17 protein-coding genes and 1 riboswitch are annotated in these 16,904 nt (G+C 39.3%); of the genes, 12 read left to right on the forward strand and 5 right to left on the reverse strand.

The window, feature by feature from the left end:
* Positions 1–33 precede the first annotated feature (33 nt).
* Positions 34–234: a hypothetical protein gene (locus BANVL01_RS07605; protein ID WP_066083634.1), complete on the reverse strand. Its 201-nt coding sequence runs from the start codon at positions 232–234 to the stop codon at positions 34–36.
* 511 nt (positions 235–745) lie between these two features.
* On the opposite strand from BANVL01_RS07605, the gene BANVL01_RS07610 reads away from it, so the two are divergent.
* Positions 746–1,723, forward strand: coding sequence for a carbohydrate kinase family protein (locus tag BANVL01_RS07610; protein WP_066083636.1), 978 nt, complete (start codon positions 746–748; stop codon positions 1,721–1,723).
* Positions 1,724–1,978: 255 nt separating this feature from the next.
* Positions 1,979–2,070, forward strand: a riboswitch (cyclic di-GMP riboswitch).
* A gap of 30 nt (positions 2,071–2,100) precedes the next feature.
* A complete protein-coding gene (locus tag BANVL01_RS26625; RefSeq protein WP_082804901.1) occupies positions 2,101–2,250 on the forward strand; it encodes an anti-repressor SinI family protein in 150 nt (49 codons plus the stop codon).
* Positions 2,251–2,313: 63 nt separating this feature from the next.
* On the opposite strand, the gene BANVL01_RS07615 is transcribed toward BANVL01_RS26625, so the two are convergent.
* Positions 2,314–2,643, reverse strand: a complete 330-nt coding sequence (locus tag BANVL01_RS07615) for a helix-turn-helix domain-containing protein (RefSeq protein ID WP_066083638.1) — start codon at positions 2,641–2,643, stop codon at positions 2,314–2,316.
* 289 nt (positions 2,644–2,932) lie between these two features.
* Here BANVL01_RS07615 and map point away from each other — a divergent pair, with 289 nt between their 5' ends.
* A complete protein-coding gene (map, locus tag BANVL01_RS07620) occupies positions 2,933–3,682 on the forward strand; it encodes a type I methionyl aminopeptidase (protein WP_066083640.1) in 750 nt (249 codons plus the stop codon).
* Positions 3,683–3,722: 40 nt separating this feature from the next.
* Here map and BANVL01_RS07625 read toward each other — a convergent pair whose 3' ends face one another.
* Positions 3,723–3,947 carry a DUF1128 domain-containing protein gene (locus BANVL01_RS07625; RefSeq protein ID WP_024029733.1) on the reverse strand — a complete coding sequence of 75 codons (225 nt, stop codon included), beginning with the start codon at positions 3,945–3,947 and terminating at the stop codon, positions 3,723–3,725.
* Positions 3,948–4,179: 232 nt separating this feature from the next.
* Here BANVL01_RS07625 and BANVL01_RS07630 point away from each other — a divergent pair, with 232 nt between their 5' ends.
* Positions 4,180–4,551, forward strand: coding sequence for a YtxH domain-containing protein (locus tag BANVL01_RS07630; protein ID WP_066083642.1), 372 nt, complete (start codon positions 4,180–4,182; stop codon positions 4,549–4,551).
* Between the two features lie 14 nt (positions 4,552–4,565).
* Positions 4,566–5,402, forward strand: a complete 837-nt coding sequence (locus BANVL01_RS07635) for a YihY/virulence factor BrkB family protein (protein WP_066083644.1) — start codon at positions 4,566–4,568, stop codon at positions 5,400–5,402.
* Between the two features lie 234 nt (positions 5,403–5,636).
* Here BANVL01_RS07635 and BANVL01_RS07640 read toward each other — a convergent pair whose 3' ends face one another.
* A complete protein-coding gene (locus BANVL01_RS07640; protein WP_066083646.1) occupies positions 5,637–7,553 on the reverse strand; it encodes a heavy metal translocating P-type ATPase in 1,917 nt (638 codons plus the stop codon).
* A 351-nt stretch (positions 7,554–7,904) separates the two neighbouring features.
* A complete protein-coding gene (locus BANVL01_RS07645; protein WP_066083648.1) occupies positions 7,905–9,080 on the reverse strand; it encodes an MFS transporter in 1,176 nt (391 codons plus the stop codon).
* 175 nt (positions 9,081–9,255) lie between these two features.
* Between BANVL01_RS07645 and cax the strand changes: the two genes are divergently transcribed.
* The 7 genes from cax (at position 9,256) to pdaA (ending at position 16,692) form a co-directional block, all read left to right on the forward strand.
* A complete protein-coding gene (cax, locus tag BANVL01_RS07650) occupies positions 9,256–10,314 on the forward strand; it encodes a calcium/proton exchanger (protein ID WP_066083650.1) in 1,059 nt (352 codons plus the stop codon).
* Positions 10,315–10,712: 398 nt separating this feature from the next.
* A complete protein-coding gene (locus tag BANVL01_RS07655) occupies positions 10,713–11,330 on the forward strand; it encodes a YczE/YyaS/YitT family protein (RefSeq protein WP_066083653.1) in 618 nt (205 codons plus the stop codon).
* Positions 11,331–11,420: 90 nt separating this feature from the next.
* Positions 11,421–12,221: a YfkD famly protein gene (locus tag BANVL01_RS07660; protein ID WP_425311860.1), complete on the forward strand. Its 801-nt coding sequence runs from the start codon at positions 11,421–11,423 to the stop codon at positions 12,219–12,221.
* Positions 12,222–12,387: 166 nt separating this feature from the next.
* Positions 12,388–12,588 (forward strand): SE1561 family protein, encoded by a 201-nt coding sequence (locus BANVL01_RS07665; protein WP_066083657.1) that lies wholly within the window; start codon positions 12,388–12,390, stop codon positions 12,586–12,588.
* 162 nt (positions 12,589–12,750) lie between these two features.
* The gene (locus tag BANVL01_RS07670) at positions 12,751–14,295 is read left to right on the forward strand and encodes a fumarate hydratase (protein WP_066083659.1); all 1,545 of its coding nucleotides are present in this window, start codon (positions 12,751–12,753) and stop codon (positions 14,293–14,295) included.
* 607 nt (positions 14,296–14,902) lie between these two features.
* Entirely contained in the window at positions 14,903–15,859 is a 957-nt protein-coding gene (locus tag BANVL01_RS07675; protein ID WP_235845507.1) for a nuclease-related domain-containing protein, read from the forward strand.
* Between the two features lie 65 nt (positions 15,860–15,924).
* Complete coding sequence (pdaA, locus tag BANVL01_RS07680; protein WP_066083663.1) at positions 15,925–16,692, forward strand: delta-lactam-biosynthetic de-N-acetylase; 768 nt, start codon at positions 15,925–15,927, stop codon at positions 16,690–16,692.
* Positions 16,693–16,904: the final 212 nt, after the last annotated feature.

Genomic DNA, 16,904 nt, shown 5'->3' on the forward strand with positions numbered 1-16,904 from the left:
TTGACACAAAAAAGGCGTGATAATAACACGCCTTTACTCTGTTTGATCCGGCAGCAAGCGGGCGGTATCTCCCCGCGCATCCTCTTCTTCGACTCTATTTTTAAAAGCTTCCTGGGTTACAATGAATTCTTCATCCCCAATTGCTTCCTTTACATGTTTCTCCGTTAGACTGTCCTTAGGGAAATTACCAGGATGGTTTTTCTTTTTGTGTTCAAAATGTTCTCCACGTGACATATTAAGCACTCCTTTCATCTACCCAAATAGCGTTCCCTAAGAGACGTGAAAAAATTACTTTTTGTTTAGACCTCCAAAAAGAAAAAGCTGTGTGAAAAAGACTATTTAAAAAAGATTCAGTCTTCACCAGCTTTTTTAATTGGTTTATCAGGTTTACACATTCGATCAAGCAGAAAACCAGCAAATACAATAAACGCAATCGGGATTGAAAAGTTTAACACATGGATAAGTGTCATAGCATTGCTTCACCTCGATTATTCTGAATATTAGGTATATTTACATGTTGTTTACATTATATTCTAATTGTCACATTTTAAACAAATTTTTTTGTCATAAACAATGAAAATAAGTTCGACTACTGCATACCTAGCGGTTTTATCGACTTTCATCCCCTTATTTTCCATTAATATACAAGAGGATTTCAAGGATTTGTATCTAATAGTTATAAGTAGAGTATATTATTGCGTTTCTGACATAACTCAATAAGGTTATAGAGGAGTGAGTACTGACAATGATTAAACAGAATGCAATAATTTTGGAAGAAAAGAAAGTTCTTTGTATTGGCGGTGCCAATGTGGATCGGAAAATACAAGCACTGAAACAATTAGAGTATGGGACTTCGAATCCTGCGATTAGCACGAAATCCAGAGGCGGTGTTGCACGTAATGTCGCGGAAAACTCTGGGCGCCTAGGCCTTAATGCTTCCTTATTAGCATTTATTGGATCCGATGCTGATGGGGAATGGCTGTTGCAAAACACAAATCATTTCGCAGATATAAATCTAACAGAAATAATCGATGGGGAATCCACGGGAACTTATACAGCAGTGCTAGATGAAGAGGGTGAAATGGCCGTCGCCTTTGCAGACATGGCTATTTATGATGAGGTTGAAGACTCCTTTTTTGAAAAAAATTGGCCCCATATTCAAAACGCAAAAATGATTCTATTAGATACGAATTTTCCCGCTGAAGTAATCAATGAAGTGATTAATTGCAGTAACGAAGTAGGAATACCTATATGTATTGCCACAGTGTCAGCAGCTAAAACTGCTAAATTGCCGGTCTCCTTGGATGGTGTAACCTGGCTGATTGCCAATCAAAAAGAAGCAGAAGCTCTTTCAAAATTAGAAATTATCTCTGAAGGCGACTTCTATCGTGCAGCAGAAATAATTTTAAAAAGTGGTGTCGAGAAAGTAGTTATTACTAGGAAAGAAAAAGGCTTAATTTATTTTACAAACAATGGTGAAGCAGGAGCAATCGTACCTCCAAGTGTTCCGATTGTAGATGTAACAGGAGCAGGGGATGCTCTTATTTCCGGAATCCTATTTGGCTATTTAAAAGGTCTTAACACGGAAGACTCCTGCAAAATTGGCGTTTCTTGTTCAATGATTACAGTCCAAACGAGCGAAACAGTCCACCCCGATTTGAACCAGCAAAAATTACTTGAAACATTTCAGAAATACTTCAGCAAGGGGCTAAGCCATCGGTGATAAGAAAAGCGGAGGGAATTTGTCCTAAAATTCACCTCCTTTTTTTTACATAAATTTTAAAAGAAAAGGGTATTTTTGTCGAAACTTGCCATAATTTGTAGTAAAAAGAAGTGTGAAAATTCAATGAAAATGACAAAATATAACACCCCATTAGAAAAGAACTAGATATAATGAAGATAACAATTACGATTGTGAATAAAGACCTAGTTATTTGTTTGGGAGATAGGTAATCGGGGATGCACTGGGGAGAATAGGATCAGAAAAAGGCAAACCTGTTGAAAAGCAGGGACGCAAAGCCAAGGATCTAAGGCGGGCAATACGCTTGCTATGATGGCCGGGATGCCTGAAATACGAATGGTATTTTAGGGGTGAGGATATTGGTAATTACAGAAAAAGAGGTTGATGTTATCGATCAGGAATGGATGACCCTTATATTAGAAGCGAAGGAACTTGGACTATCCATAGAAGAGGTTCGTGACTTCTTTAATCAACAGGGAGGATTAAAGCTAATCACGAATAACAACTGAGCAATTACATAAAAAAGAAAAGCATCCTGCAAAATAATTGTAGAATGCTTTTTTTCTTGTGTACTATTGGTCATTATTTTGCTTAATCCGCCATTTATTAAATTCAAGGTAATCACGAAATTGTTCTTTTGAAACACCAGAATTCATGGCCTCTTTGACTAGGTTCATCCAATCGCTGTCTAATTGGTCCTTATCAATTTGTTCATGGATTAAATGTTCAACGGGAAGATTTAAGACTGCTGCAATTTTTTCAAGAAATTGAATCGAAGGATTCTTTTGCAGGTTTCTCTCAAGTGAACTTAAATAAGATTTAGCAACGCCCGCCTGTTCAGCAAGTTCGGATAGTGACATTTTCTTTTCTGAGCGGAATTTTTTTACGCGGTCACCAATCATTGATTCTCACACACCTAATTATTATTATTGTTATTGTTGTTATATTAATTCTACCAAAAAGAATGAGAAAGTACCATATAATGAACGACGGAATATTACAAAATGTTGAACATTGAAAAATATTGTTCCAGAGCTTTTCAAGCAGGATAGAATTTTTGAAAAAATCATGGGTTAGAGTTACTATTAAAAGTGTTGCCATAGGTGTCCTAAAGTTTTATATGGGAAATGTTCTAAGATGAACAATATTGTTCACCATACATAAAAATAATTCAAAAAGGCAGGGAATAACATGATTGTTCTTAAATCACAACGAGAAATTGAAGCCATGCAAAAGGCAGGAGAAATTCTGGCAGCCTGTCATAAAGAAATTGCAAAATTAATTAAACCAGGTGTTACAACGTGGGAGATTGAAGAGTTTGTTGATGAATTTCTAAAACAAAAAGGAGCAACGCCGGAGCAGAAAGGCTATAGAGGCTACGAGTATGCAACGTGTGCAAGCATTAATGATGAAATTTGCCATGGCTTTCCGAGGAAGGAGCCGTTAAAAGAGGGCGACATTGTAACGATTGATATGGTGGTCAAATACAATGGAGCCTTAGCTGATTCTGCTTGGTCATATCCGGTTGGCAAGGTCTCAGAGGAAACAGACCATTTATTAAAAGTGACAAAGGAAGCACTTTACAAGGGAATTGAACAAGCGGTAGTGGGAAATCGCATAGGTGATATTGGCCATGCGATTCAAAAATATGTTGAAAGTGAAGGACTATCAGTTGTAAGAGACTTTATCGGCCATGGGATTGGCGCCGTAATTCACGAGAAACCGGATGTTCCGCATTATGGGCTGCCTGGTAAAGGGGCAAGAATTAAGGAAGGAATGGTTTTTACGATTGAACCGATGGTCAATGTCGGCTGGTACCAAACAAAAATGGATGATAACGGCTGGACAGCCCGGACCCTTGATGGTAAATATTCAGCGCAATATGAGCATACACTTGCGATTACGAAGGACGGCCCGATTATCCTAACGGATCAAAAATAGGCAAAAAACCCGTTATTCAGAAAAAATAACGGGTTTTTACTTACTTTTTCCTTAAACTACCTAGCTCTTCTACTAATGCCTGCATTTCATTAGGACTAAAAGAATTTTTCCTTAGGACCATCTCATAAATTTCCTTTAATTCCTCGTACATTTCTTCATCAAAGTGTGATGGTTTAATCGCTCCGAGGTTGAGGACCTTTAATTTTTCCTTTATTTGTTCAATCATATATTCGACATTTTCAACAGATTTTTGTGATAAATTCATTTCGGCCACCCTTTCCGAATTAATATTTCCATCTTTTCATGTTAAAAAGCATCTGTCAATACAAACATTCTTTGAAGTAGAGGCATTACTTTTTCCGGTGTTAGCAAATAAAAGTTTGGACGGGCTTGCAAAAGGGAATTGATATAAAGCAAAATAAAGGTGAGCTGATTTTGCTATTATTTTCATTAGAGAAAGATTAATGATAATTAGGATTGTGGAAGGAGAGTTTAAGATGACGAAGAAAAATCAATTCTGGAAGGGAATGCTAATCGGTGCCATCGCCGGCGGAGCAATCAGCCTTTTAGATAAACAAACAAGGCAGGCAATGAAGGAAAACGTTCAAAAAACATCCAGCAAGGTTTCCTATGTTCTATGTAATCCTGGCAAAATAACCGAAAAGGTGAAGGAAACTGCGGCCAAAATCAAAACAACCGCGCAACAGGTAACTGAAGATATTTCCTACATATCAAATAAGGTGGATGAAATACGCGAGCTGACACCGCAAGTGACGGATATTCTAAAAGAAACAAAAGATGCCTTTTCAAAGAGTGAGGAATCACAGCTCTTAGAGGACATACTGGGAGAAGAGGAAAAAATCAACTAAAAGGAGTGCTGGACATGGAAAAGACAGGGAATGTACGCTCCTCTTTACTAAAATTGCTTTGGCACCGGATTGAAGAAGATGACATTCCAGGATTAAGTGCGCAGTTAGCCTATTTTTTTCTTCTTTCCTTGTTTCCACTCCTGATAGTCTTATTCACACTGCTGCCGTATTTACCGATTCCACATCCAGACATGCTGGGGATGATTAAGGATTTTGCCCCAGTTGAAGCAATGGATCTAATTGAAAAAAATGTAAATGAGATTATGAACCATCGGAATGGCGGTTTGCTTTCATTCGGGATTATCGGTACGATTTGGTCCGCCTCTAACGGAATAAATGCTATCGTACGGGCTTTTAATAAGGCTTACAATGTGAAGGAAAGCCGTTCATTTATTGTTTCAAGAGGAGTGGCAATACTATTAACTTTTGGGATGATTTTTGTCTTTATCCTTGCCATTGTTTTACCGGTTTTCGGCAAGGAAATTGGTCTGTTCTTGTTTTCAAAATTTGGCTACACCAGCGAATTTATTAAGCTGTGGAATGCGTTAAGCTGGTTGGTCAGTGCCATTATTTTGTTCCTGATGTTTACCGGATTGTACTGGATTGCACCCAATGTGAAATTGCGGTGCCGCAGTAGTTTTCCTGGCGCCATTTTTGCGACATTAGGCTGGATTATCTCCTCGATTGGATTATCCTTCTATGTCGGGAACTTTAGCAACTATTCACTTACTTATGGAAGTATCGGGGCAATCATTGTGTTAATGATTTGGTTATATATATCGGCATTTATTATTATTATTGGCGGAGAAATCAATGCCTTTTATAGTGATAGAAATCGTACGAACTGCTAATACTTTCCTTTATGAAAAAGTCTTATCTGTCCACACTATCATTATGGGCTTCTGGCCCTAACACAAAGGGAGGTTTTTCTGTTGACGAAACATACGAAAAAAGATGGCGGTACAAAGCAAAAAGGAAATAAGAGTAACCCAAAACAAAAAACTTCAGGGTCAGCAAATGGCTCTAATGGATATCACTAACTAACAATTTAGTCAAAAAAAAAAGGGCCAATGTGGTCCTTTTTTTCACGACTTTAACAAGCGTAAACTATTCAATATCACGAGGATGGTGCTGCCTTCATGGCCGATGACTCCATATGGCAAATCAAGCATCTGAAAGAAATTTGATGAAATCAAAAGCATGATAACCAAAATCGAGAAAATGACATTCTGTTTGATAATTTTATTCATTCGTTGTGAAAGGTTGATGGCATCGGCAATTCGCGGCAGGTCATTCTTCATCAGCACGATATCGGCTGTTTCCAGTGCAACATCTGTTCCTCCCCCCATCGCAATCCCGACATTGGCTATTGCCAGTGCAGGAGCATCATTGATCCCGTCCCCTACCATGGCAACCGTTTTATATTTTGCTTTAAGCTGTTTAAGATGTTCTACCTTTGATTCCGGCAGGCATTCAGCAAAAAATTCATCAACATGGCTTTCTGCCGCTATTGCACGGGCGGTTTTCTCACTATCACCTGTAAGCATAACGGTATGGATGCCCTGTTTCTTTAAATGATCGATCGCCAGCTTTGTTTCCTCGCGAACAACATCCTTTAAGGCAATCATCGCACAAAGCTCACCGTTGATTTCAATGAAGACAAGCGTATTACCACTACTTGCAAGTTCTTTCGCTTTTCCGTCAGCAAACTGGTCGACATCTTCCTTCCCAACGAAAGCAGCCTTGCCAATTTTCCATTGTTCCCCATGAACTTCTGCCTTAACCCCCCAGCCGGGTATATCCTCGAGACTGTCGGGATGAAAAAGGTCTTTGGTTACGTTCTGCTTTGCATACTTCACAATCGCCATCGCCAGCGGGTGGTTCGAATGGCTCTCTATCGATGCCGCCCGCCAAAGGAGCTGTTCCTTTTTAAGTCCTTCTTTCACAATCACCTCGGTTACTTCCGGTTTGCCCTTTGTAAGGGTGCCGGTTTTATCTAAGGCAATGGCTTCAAGATGTCCTAAATTTTCAAGATGGACACCGCCTTTTACTAATATCCCATGTCTGGCCCCATTCGAAATCGCCGATAACGATGCCGGCATGATCGAAGCCACTAAAGCACAAGGGGAGGCGACCACTAATAAAATCATCGCGCGGTAAAACGATTCATGCCAGCTCCATCCCAGTAAAAAGTAAGGCAGGAAGAACATGGCAACCACGACGAACAAGACAACCTTGACATAGGTTCCTTCAAAGCGTTCAATAAACAGCTGCGACGGTGACTTTTCACTTTGTGCGGATTGCACAAGCTGAATAATTTTTCTAAAAAGGGTGTCACTGCTCTCTTTCGTCACTTGAACGGTAATAGCACCTGTCATATTAACGGTTCCGGCAAACACATCTGCCTGATCCCCTTTAGAGACGGGCATCGACTCACCGGTAATCGCTGCTTCATCAATATTTGTCTGTCCTTTAATAATCATTCCATCAGATGGCACCCGTTCACCTGGTTTAATCAGAATATGATCGCCAACGCGAAGCTCCGAGACGGGGACTCGCTTTTCATAGCCATTGCTGATTAGCAGGGCTTCTTCTGGCTGAAGCTCTATTAAAGAGGAAATCTCCTTATGGCTTTTATTCATGGTGTAGGTTTCTAAGGCACCGCTGACGGCAAAAATGAAGATTAAGATGGCCCCTTCTGTCCAGTAACCAATGATCGCTGACCCAACAGCGGCAAAAATCATCAGCATTTCCACATTTAATTCTTTATTTTCATACGTGGCCTCAATGCCTTCTTTTGCTTTTGCAAACCCGCCGATGACAAATGCCAGCAAGTAAGCAATGATGGAGTCCGTTCCAAATCCATATTTATCGAAAATCCAGCCAAGGGCAATGAAAACACCGCTTAGCGATGCAGCAATTAATTCCAAATGTGGTTTGATTTTTTCAAAAAGGCTATTATTCTGTTCCTTTTTCGTGAGTACTTTTGTATCGGAACTCATCTTGTATCTCCCCCCCTAATAATTTCATTGTACTGTTAGAAAAAGTATCTGTCAATTCTAATTGATAATATTATATTATAATTGAGAATGAAAATCAGAGTTACTTTTAATAACATATGACTTTTTATTAATTTGGTTAATTATAAATAATAATTATTATCATTTAGTATATAGAAAAAATTGAAAGTAGAAAAAGACTAATTAGGAATTGAGAAGAATAATCAACCTCATTACCCCTAAAAAACACGAAAGCTGTCATCTAAGTGATGACAGCAGAATCCTCTAAAACTTCTATATTTTTCTTTTATTTTACCATACATATTATGCGCGCGATATGAATTTGCTCCAAAATCAATTTTGTTGCTCAAGTACCAACTGGTTCTTCTTTCCAAAGGTAAAGATGATGGTTGATAAGACTAAGAGCATCGTACTAATAATGTAGAAGAAGCTGACGCCGTGCAAAAATTTAATAAATAAGCCGCCGATTATTGGCCCGCTTAAGGAACCGAGGCTAAAAAAGATGCCGCATAACAAATTTCCTGTTGGCAATAAGTCCTTCGGTACTAAATCGGTCATATAACTGATGCCAAGCGAGAAGGTGGAGCCGACGACCATCCCGGAGATCAGGAATGCGATAAACAGACCGATAAAAGAATGTTCAAGAAAACTAGCGGCTGTAAAGCTGAAAAATCCAAGGAAAAGAACAGACATCAAGATATTTCGCCGCCCGTATTGATCACTTAATATCCCTAACGGAAGCTGGGTAATAATACTGCCAATCGCAAAAGCGGACAAAACGAGTGAGACACTTGAAACATCAATATTCATTCTTAAGGCATAAATGGGGAAACTACCGTTTAATGATGATTCTAAAAAGCCGTAGGAAAATGGCGGCAAGAAAGCGACCCAGCCAAATTTCAAAGCTCTTCTGAACTGCTTAATCGTTGCCAAAAAAGAATTAATGTTTACCACTTGTTCCGGAAGTTCATTTTTTAAGGAAAAAACAAAGAGCCAGCCGGCCAAGCAAACGATTGAAGAGACGATGAAGGGCAGGGCTTCATTCACATTTACCAATGGTGTCATTAACGGTCCTGTCGCAAAACCAATTCCAAAAAACAAACCATATAAGGAGATATTCCGTCCTCTCTTCTCAGCGGGAGAAAAGGATGTGATCCACGTCTGGGTGGCGAAATGCAAGGAATGGTCGCCGATGCCGATTAGCAATCTTAATGCAAACCAAAACCAAAATGTTTTCCATAATGGAAATAAAGCAAGCGAAATGAATACAAGTGCGCCGCCGAAAATAATGATCGGCTTATAACCGTATTTTCTAAGCGGCATCTCCATAAAAGGGGAGACAAGGAGAATGCCGATATAGAGAGCAATGGCATTTAGGCCGTTTAAGGATGGAGAAACACCGCCTTTTTCAAATATTACCGCGATGAGCGGCAGGAGCATCCCCTGAGAAAAGCCAGATATGGCGACAATACTAACCAGAATCCAAAAACGAAAATAAGGTTTATTCATATAACTTCCTCAATTCTACTTTCCTTCAAAAATATAGTTCTAAATGATGGTAACGAGAATATTCTGCATTTGCAAGAAAAAAGTTGCCTTATTAATCATAAGTTTTTCTAGGTAAATATCGGGGTAAAGGGAAATAACATAGATAGAAGAAAAAATAATATGTGGAGGGAACGCGATGACGAACAAAATCTTCATGCTACTGACTCTCATTGGAGTTCCAGTTTCCGTGATTGGGACACTAATGCAATGGCCGAGTATGATTCTATTTATCATTTACTGTCTCACAATTATTGCGTTATCAAGCTTTATGGGCAGAGCAACCGAGAGTCTTGCCATTGTGGCTGGTCCGCGAATCGGTGGGCTGCTAAATGCAACCTTCGGAAATGCAGTGGAACTGATTATTTCTATCTTTTCGCTTAAAGCAGGACTTGTTGGAATTGTTCTTGCCTCATTAACTGGTTCGGTATTAGGAAATTTACTTCTTGTTGCTGGACTTTCATTTTTTATTGGCGGACTAAAATTTAAGCGCCAGGAATTTAATGTCTTTGATGCCCGTCATAATTCGGGACTGCTCATTTTTGCGGTGATGATTGCTTTCGTTATTCCAGAAGTTTTTTCAATGAATATGAACGAAACAAAAACGATTTCATTAAGTATTGGGATTTCGGTTATTCTTATTGTTCTTTATCTGGCTGCCTTGTTCTTTAAACTTGTTACCCACCGCGGTGTCTATCAGCCGAGCGGGGAAACGGAGGAACATGAAGAGGAAGTACCGGAATGGGGGAAAGGGAAGGCCATCGCTGTGCTCTTCATTGCCACAATTGCTGTTGCCTACATATCGGAGCATTTGGTTCATACGTTTGAGTATGTAGCAGAATCTTTTGGCTGGACAGAGCTGTTTATCGGAGTGATTATTGTCGCCATCGTGGGAAATGCAGCGGAACACGCATCCGCAGTATTAATGGCCTACAAGAATAAAATGGATGTAGCGGTTGAAATCGCGATTGGCTCTACCCTCCAGGTAGCAATGTTCGTATTACCCGTGCTTGTCCTCATATCGCTTTTCTTTGAGCAATCAATGCCGCTCTTGTTTAGCTGGCAGGAACTAATCGCCATGGTATCATCCGTCCTCCTAATGGTCATCATCTCCAACGACGGCGAATCCAATTGGTTCGAAGGCCTAACACTGCTAGCTGCCTATGTGATAATGGGAATTGGGTTTTTCTTACTTTAGGTGTCAGGCACCATGTTTTCAAAAAATAAAGACTCTGAGCCGAGCGGCTTAGAGTCTCTTTTTTTAACTTTTTTCAATTTTTACAATGTACGTTAAATTGCAATTGTTGTGCTATAATGAAACAGCACATTTTATTAGGGGAAAAAATCAATCGCTTCTCTATAGGACCATCCATCACCAACTTTCATGTTTAGTTCAGAACAAGGAAAACACGAGTGTTGAATGTCATATTAAACGAGATTCCCAACCTCCTTAAGGAATTGAAATAAATGGTTAGCCGATTGATTACAGCCCTCCTTTTTGAAAGGTTACTTATATTATAAATGGTAAATGGAATTTTGTAAATGTTCAGATTATTACACTTTCATTACTTTTTACCAATATCAGAGGAGCAACAGATGAAATTTTTTATCCGGTTATTATTTTTTATTATCGGTTTAACCATTATGACATTTGGGGTTTGCATGACCATTAAAGTAGCCGATATTGGTGTCGGGGCGTGGGATGCCCTTAATGTCGCGCTAACTGAAAAGGTAGGCTTATCGGTTGGAAAATGGGTTATGATTGATGGTGCCTTATTAGTTATCATCAACTCCCTTTTAGTCAAAAGGAGACCGGATTTACTCTCGCTCCTTACTATTATCATTATCGGTTCTTTAGTCGATTTTTGGCTGTTTACTGTGTTCGAATTATTTAATGTCGACCACTTAATAGCTAAGGTTTGTATGTTATTGCTGGGCATCATCATCGTTGGATTAGGAGCCGCGATTTATTTGCAGGCAAAATTTCCGCAAAGTCCAATTGATAATTTTATGTTGGCGATCAGAGAGCGGTTTGGTGTCAACCTGATGATGGCAAAAACGATTGGTGAAATCACGGCCTTAGTCCCAGCATTCATTTTGAAGGGACCAATTTCCTATGGAACGTTCATTATCACCTTTACGGTAGGACCAGCAATCCAACTGTTCTTTCCGCATTTTGAAAAATTAATGCAACGGCTTCAAGCGAAATATTGAAGGGGAATGGATAATATTTATCAACTCCGAAAAAACTAGTAGCAGACTTAAAAATGCTATTAGTGAAAGGAGTTAAACTTAGTGAAAAAAATGGTTTCTGTCCTCATGCCACTGCTTTTCATGCTTACTTTTATTCCGCCCGCTTTCGCTGAAAAAGCACCAGCGAAAAAAAGCTCAGTAAAATATCAGGTGCCATCCTCTGTTCGGAACATTTCGAAGGAGAATACTTATCCGAATTCGACACAGGACTTACCATTATTGCAGCCAAGCGATCTAACCAAGAAGTTAATTAACTCTTCGAAGGTCAAAATTGAAAACCCAGATTTAATTCGGATGCTGAATGAGTCAAGTATTAACAGCACCCCGTTTGCCATTGGCTATCGGGCGATTGTTTACTTAGGCCAATGGCCGTTGAATTACGAGTCCGCTGAGACATCACCGAACTGGGAGTTCCAAAAAATTAATACGAATTACTTTGATAACCGTGGTGGTAAGTTACCTTATCAAATTAAGTATGTTCAGGAGTCGCAAAAAGTTATTAGAGGCGGTCTGACAGCGAAAATCCCTAATGCGGAAGATGTCAAAAAGATGATGCTTCTAAAATCAATGGAAAAGACCCGGCTTCCGCTTTCTTTTGAAACGATTATCGGTTCAGGCACGAAGAACGACCATATTTATAACATCCCGGCAAATCGCTTAGGCTACTTGTATGCCTATGCACCTGGTGTAAACGAAAAAGGGAAAGTGACTTACGGTGAAGTTTATTTAATGCTAAAAGGCAATAAAAAATTGATCGTAATCAAGAACGTGACATCACAGGGAATCGGCGCCTGGATTCCAGTTCAGGATTTTGTTTCCTTTGGTTTTCTTGCTTCAGAGCGGCCACGGTAAATTTTTGAAAAAGATAGAAGAGCGTCTTCATTGGTGCTAGCACCGGAAATTTATTGTTACGTTAGGACTCCTCATGCAGGGGTCTTTTATTCATATGGAAAAATAAATTTGTCACAGTTCCATTATTTCGGTAGGATGATAAAGACAGTGAAAGGAGAGAAATTTGTTGGGTATCCCGATTAATGATAAAAATTCACAAGTAGACTTTTTAAAACAACGCTTAAATATGTTCATCGATGTGCTTGATGCCATTGATCCTGAAGATACGGATCTTGAGGATATTGACCGCTTAATTTCCATGCTTGATGATATGGAATCAAAATGCAGAGAATTTAATAATCGTGACGTGAGTGAGTCTGTTAAATAGCAGGCTCTTTTTTATGGTCTGGAAATCCCCTTTTTATTCCATGTATTCGTTTTCAAGCAAATCCTTTAATTCTAGCGGCTGTAGGAGTATAATGTAACCGTGTAAAATGTTGTAAAATTAAAATAGATTAATTAGAGGAACAAAGGGAAAGGGGTACTCGAATTGAATATCGCGAAATTTCAAGAAAGCATGTACAAGCTTGTTGTTGAAACTTCTACCAAACTTCCAAAGGATGTCCGCCGGGCAGTTTTGGCTGCCAAGCAAAAGGAAAATGCCGGCACTAGTGCTGCGATGAGCCTTGATACGATCACAAACAATATCAAAATGGCGGATGACAAAGTGTCTCCAATCTGCCAGGATACTGGCTTACCTACTTTTAAAATAAAAACGCCGGTTGGTGTAAACCAATTAGAATTAAAAGAAGCCATTCGCAATGCAATCGTGCTTGCCACGAAAGAGGGGAAATTGCGTCCAAATTCAGTTAATTCGTTAACAGGAGAAAACAGCGGTGATAACCTTGGTGCAGGGGTCCCGGTTATTAAATTTGATCAATGGGAAAAAGACTACATTGATGTCCGCTTGATTTTAAAAGGCGGCGGTTGTGAGAATAAAAATATTCAATACAGCCTGCCATGCGAGTTAGAAGGGCTAGGACGTGCCGGCCGCGACCTTGATGGCATTCGCAAATGTGTCATGCACTCCGTTTATCAAGCACAAGGACAAGGTTGCAGCGCCGGCTTTATCGGTGTCGGAATCGGCGGCGACCGCTCATCCGGCTACGATTTAGCGAAAGAACAGTTATTCCGGTCCGTTGAAGATGTGAATCCAAATGAGGATCTTCGCCGGTTGGAAGAGTATGTAATGGAAAATGCAAATAAATTAGGAATCGGCACGATGGGCTTTGGCGGTGAAGCAACATTGCTTGGCTGTAAAGTCGGAGTCATGAACCGTATTCCGGCCAGCTTCTATGTTTCTGTTGCGTACAACTGCTGGGCATTCCGCCGTTTAGGTGTAAGCGTTGACGCTGCTAGTGGAGAAATCAATGAATGGATGTACCAAGATGGTGAGTTTATTGATTTTGCTGCTGATGAGGCTGAAAAAGAAACGGCTGCTTCAAGGTCTGAAGACGTAATTACATTAGAGGCACCAATTACGGAAGAGAAAATTCGTTCGTTGAAGGTCGGAGATGTCGTTCAAATCAACGGCTTAATGTATACTGGCCGTGACGCGATTCATAAATACTTAAGCGATCATGATGCACCTGTCGATTTAAATGGGCAGGTAATCTATCACTGCGGCCCGGTGATGTTAAAGGACGAGGCAGGAGAGTGGCATGTTAAAGCTGCCGGTCCAACGACAAGTATTCGCGAAGAGCCTTACCAAGGTGACATCATGAAGAAATTCGGTATCCGCGCTGTGATTGGTAAAGGCGGCATGGGACCTAAGACGTTGGCAGCATTGGAGGAGCATGGCGGCGTTTATCTTAACGCGATCGGTGGGGCAGCTCAATATTACGCGGACTGCATTAAAGGGGTCGAAGGCGTTGATTTAATGCAATTCGGTATCCCAGAAGCAATGTGGCATCTTCGTGTCGAGGGCTTCACAGCTGTGGTGACAATGGACTCACATGGCAATAGCCTGCACGCAGACGTAGACAAATCTTCGTTGGAAAAATTAGCGCAGTTTAAGGAACCGGTTTTTAAATAGGATGATTAAGGGTAGGCGTGAGATAATGGCGTCTGCCCTTTTTATATGCCTAAAGGTTAAGAGGAAATGAAGTAGCTTCAGGTAATAACCAGTAAATGTGAGGAAAGTTTCGGAAAAAGTGTAGTTATTTTGAGAGTGGTAGTGGATTTTCCAATTAGTATCCAGTAAATGTTGAAATAGTCGAAAAAGGTGTAGTTAATTGCCGGGGATATGTAGTAATTGGCTAAAAAGATGTAGTTATTCCCAGAGTGGTGATGGATTTTCCAATTAGTATCCAGTAAATGTTGAAATAGTCGAAAAAGGTGTAGTTAATTGCCGGAGATATGTAGTAATTGGCTAGAAAGATGTAGTTATTCCCTGAGTGGTAGTGGATTTTCAATTGTTATCCAGTAAATGTTGAAATAGTCGAAAAAGGTGTAGTTAATTGCAGGAGATATGTAGTAATTATTCAAAAATAGGTAGTTAACTAAAAATATTTAGGGAATTTCACTCCAATTTAGAAAAAGACATAATATTGTCAAAATATTTTTGTAAAAGGAGTAGGATTATTATGATTTTTATTGAAATAATACTTAAAAATACAGAGGAGGAATGAATTTTGCTTGAAATGGAACTTACTCCCCCCACTTTGTTACTACAGGCTGAGGCCTTAGAAAGAAGGATAACAGAAACTCATCGGAGTATGCGGGATATTAAATTAAAAATACGAATTTTAAGATCGGGATATAACGGAGAAAAAACTTTAAAATATTATCTGGAACAAATCCCTGAACACAAATATCATATTTTTCACGGACTTCGCCTCCCCACAGGGAATGCCTTCTTTCAAATAGATGCCCTTCTTCTTTCCCGAAAAATAATTCTTATTTTGGATGCTAAAAATCATTCAGGAATTTTACGATTCGAAAAAAATCAATTGATTCATGAGTATGCAGGCAATAGAGAAATTTATGAAAATCCGGTAGCGCAAGTAAACAGACATAAAATTCAACTCAGAAATTTATTTGAAAAAAATAATATCCCCTTTATACCTATAGAAAATCTAGTCACAGTTTGCAAACCCTCTACAGAAATAATTATTAGCACGGGCTACAAAGAAGCCGACCAAAAAGTCATTAAAGCATTTGATTTGTTAAATAGAATCGAAGAACTAGAGGAAAGATATAGTGAAAAAAAGATAAGTCAAAAAAGCGTTACCAAAGTAATAAACCTTTTATTATCACAGCATACTCCTCAAAGAATTGATATTTTAAAAATGTTTCAAATTGCAAAAGAAGAAAAAATTACCGGAGTTCAATGTCCTAGATGTTTGTACATCCCTATGGATTATAAAAGAGCAAAATGGATTTGTCCAAAATGCTTTTTGTTCTCAACAGAAGCCTTTATAAATGGTATAAACGATTATTTCCTGCTGAATAAGCCTACCTTTAGCAATCGTGAAATACGGGAATTCCTTCACTTGCCGAATTCTAGAACGACCACTGCGTTTTTACATAAATTAAACTACCCCTATTCAGGTTCCCAAAAAGGACGTATCTACCATCATCCAAATGCATTTCCTTAATATGCCAATAATGTTTTTCCCCCATAAAACAAACAATAGTAACAAATAAACTAGGGGGAACATGGATGAAAATTTTTTTAGGCATCCTTAGTATGCTGCTTTTACTATTACCTAATGTTACATACGCATCAGTACCCAATAAACCGATCCACTGGGGATTCAAAAAAGCGGTAAATGAACAGCCGGCAGATGCAGGTGCGCAGTATGATCAGCTTCTTGAAAAGTACGGAGCATTTTACAAAGGAGATCCAAACTCAAAGACCCTATACCTTACCTTCGATAGCGGCTATGAAAATGGCTATACCCCAAAAATTCTCGAGGTCTTAAAAAAGGAAAAGGTGCCTGCCACCTTTTTTGTGACGGGGCATTTTTTAAATTCACAACCGGAACTTGTAAAACAAATGGTAAAAGAGGGGCATATTATTGGCAACCACTCCTGGCATCATCCCGATTTCACAGCGGTGAGTGATGAAAGAGTCCGCGAAGAGCTCAATAGTGTGAAACTAAAAACAAAAGAATTAACGGGCCAAAAAAAAATGAAGTATTTACGTCCGCCGCGTGGGGTTTTTAGCGAAAGAACGATGCAAATTGCAAAAGAAGAGGGCTTTACGCATGTATTCTGGTCACTCGCTTTCGTCGACTGGAATATTAACCAGCAAAGAGGGTGGCAATACTCATACGACAATATTATGAGACAAATCCATCCTGGCTGCGTGTTGTTGCTTCACTCCGTCTCGAAAGACAACGCAGATGCACTTGAAAAAGCAATCCAAGATTTGAAAAAGAAAGGCTACAAATTCAAAAGCCTTAACGATTTAACAAAGAAGAAATAACACGCAAAAAGGCCGAATTCAACAGAAATTCGGCTTTTTTGCGTGTCGTTTACAGGCACTTACCAACACCCTCATAGTACTAATCAGAAAATCGATTCCTAACCATTTATATAATAGATAGAATGAATTTATTTTAGAATACCATTTATTTATAATGAAATAGGAATCAATATTTGTACTGTAGTTAATGGTGAAAAACATGAAACAGTTAT

The organism is Neobacillus novalis NBRC 102450 (assembly GCF_001591805.1).
Classification (GTDB): Bacteria; Bacillota; Bacilli; order Bacillales; family Cytobacillaceae; genus Neobacillus; species Neobacillus novalis.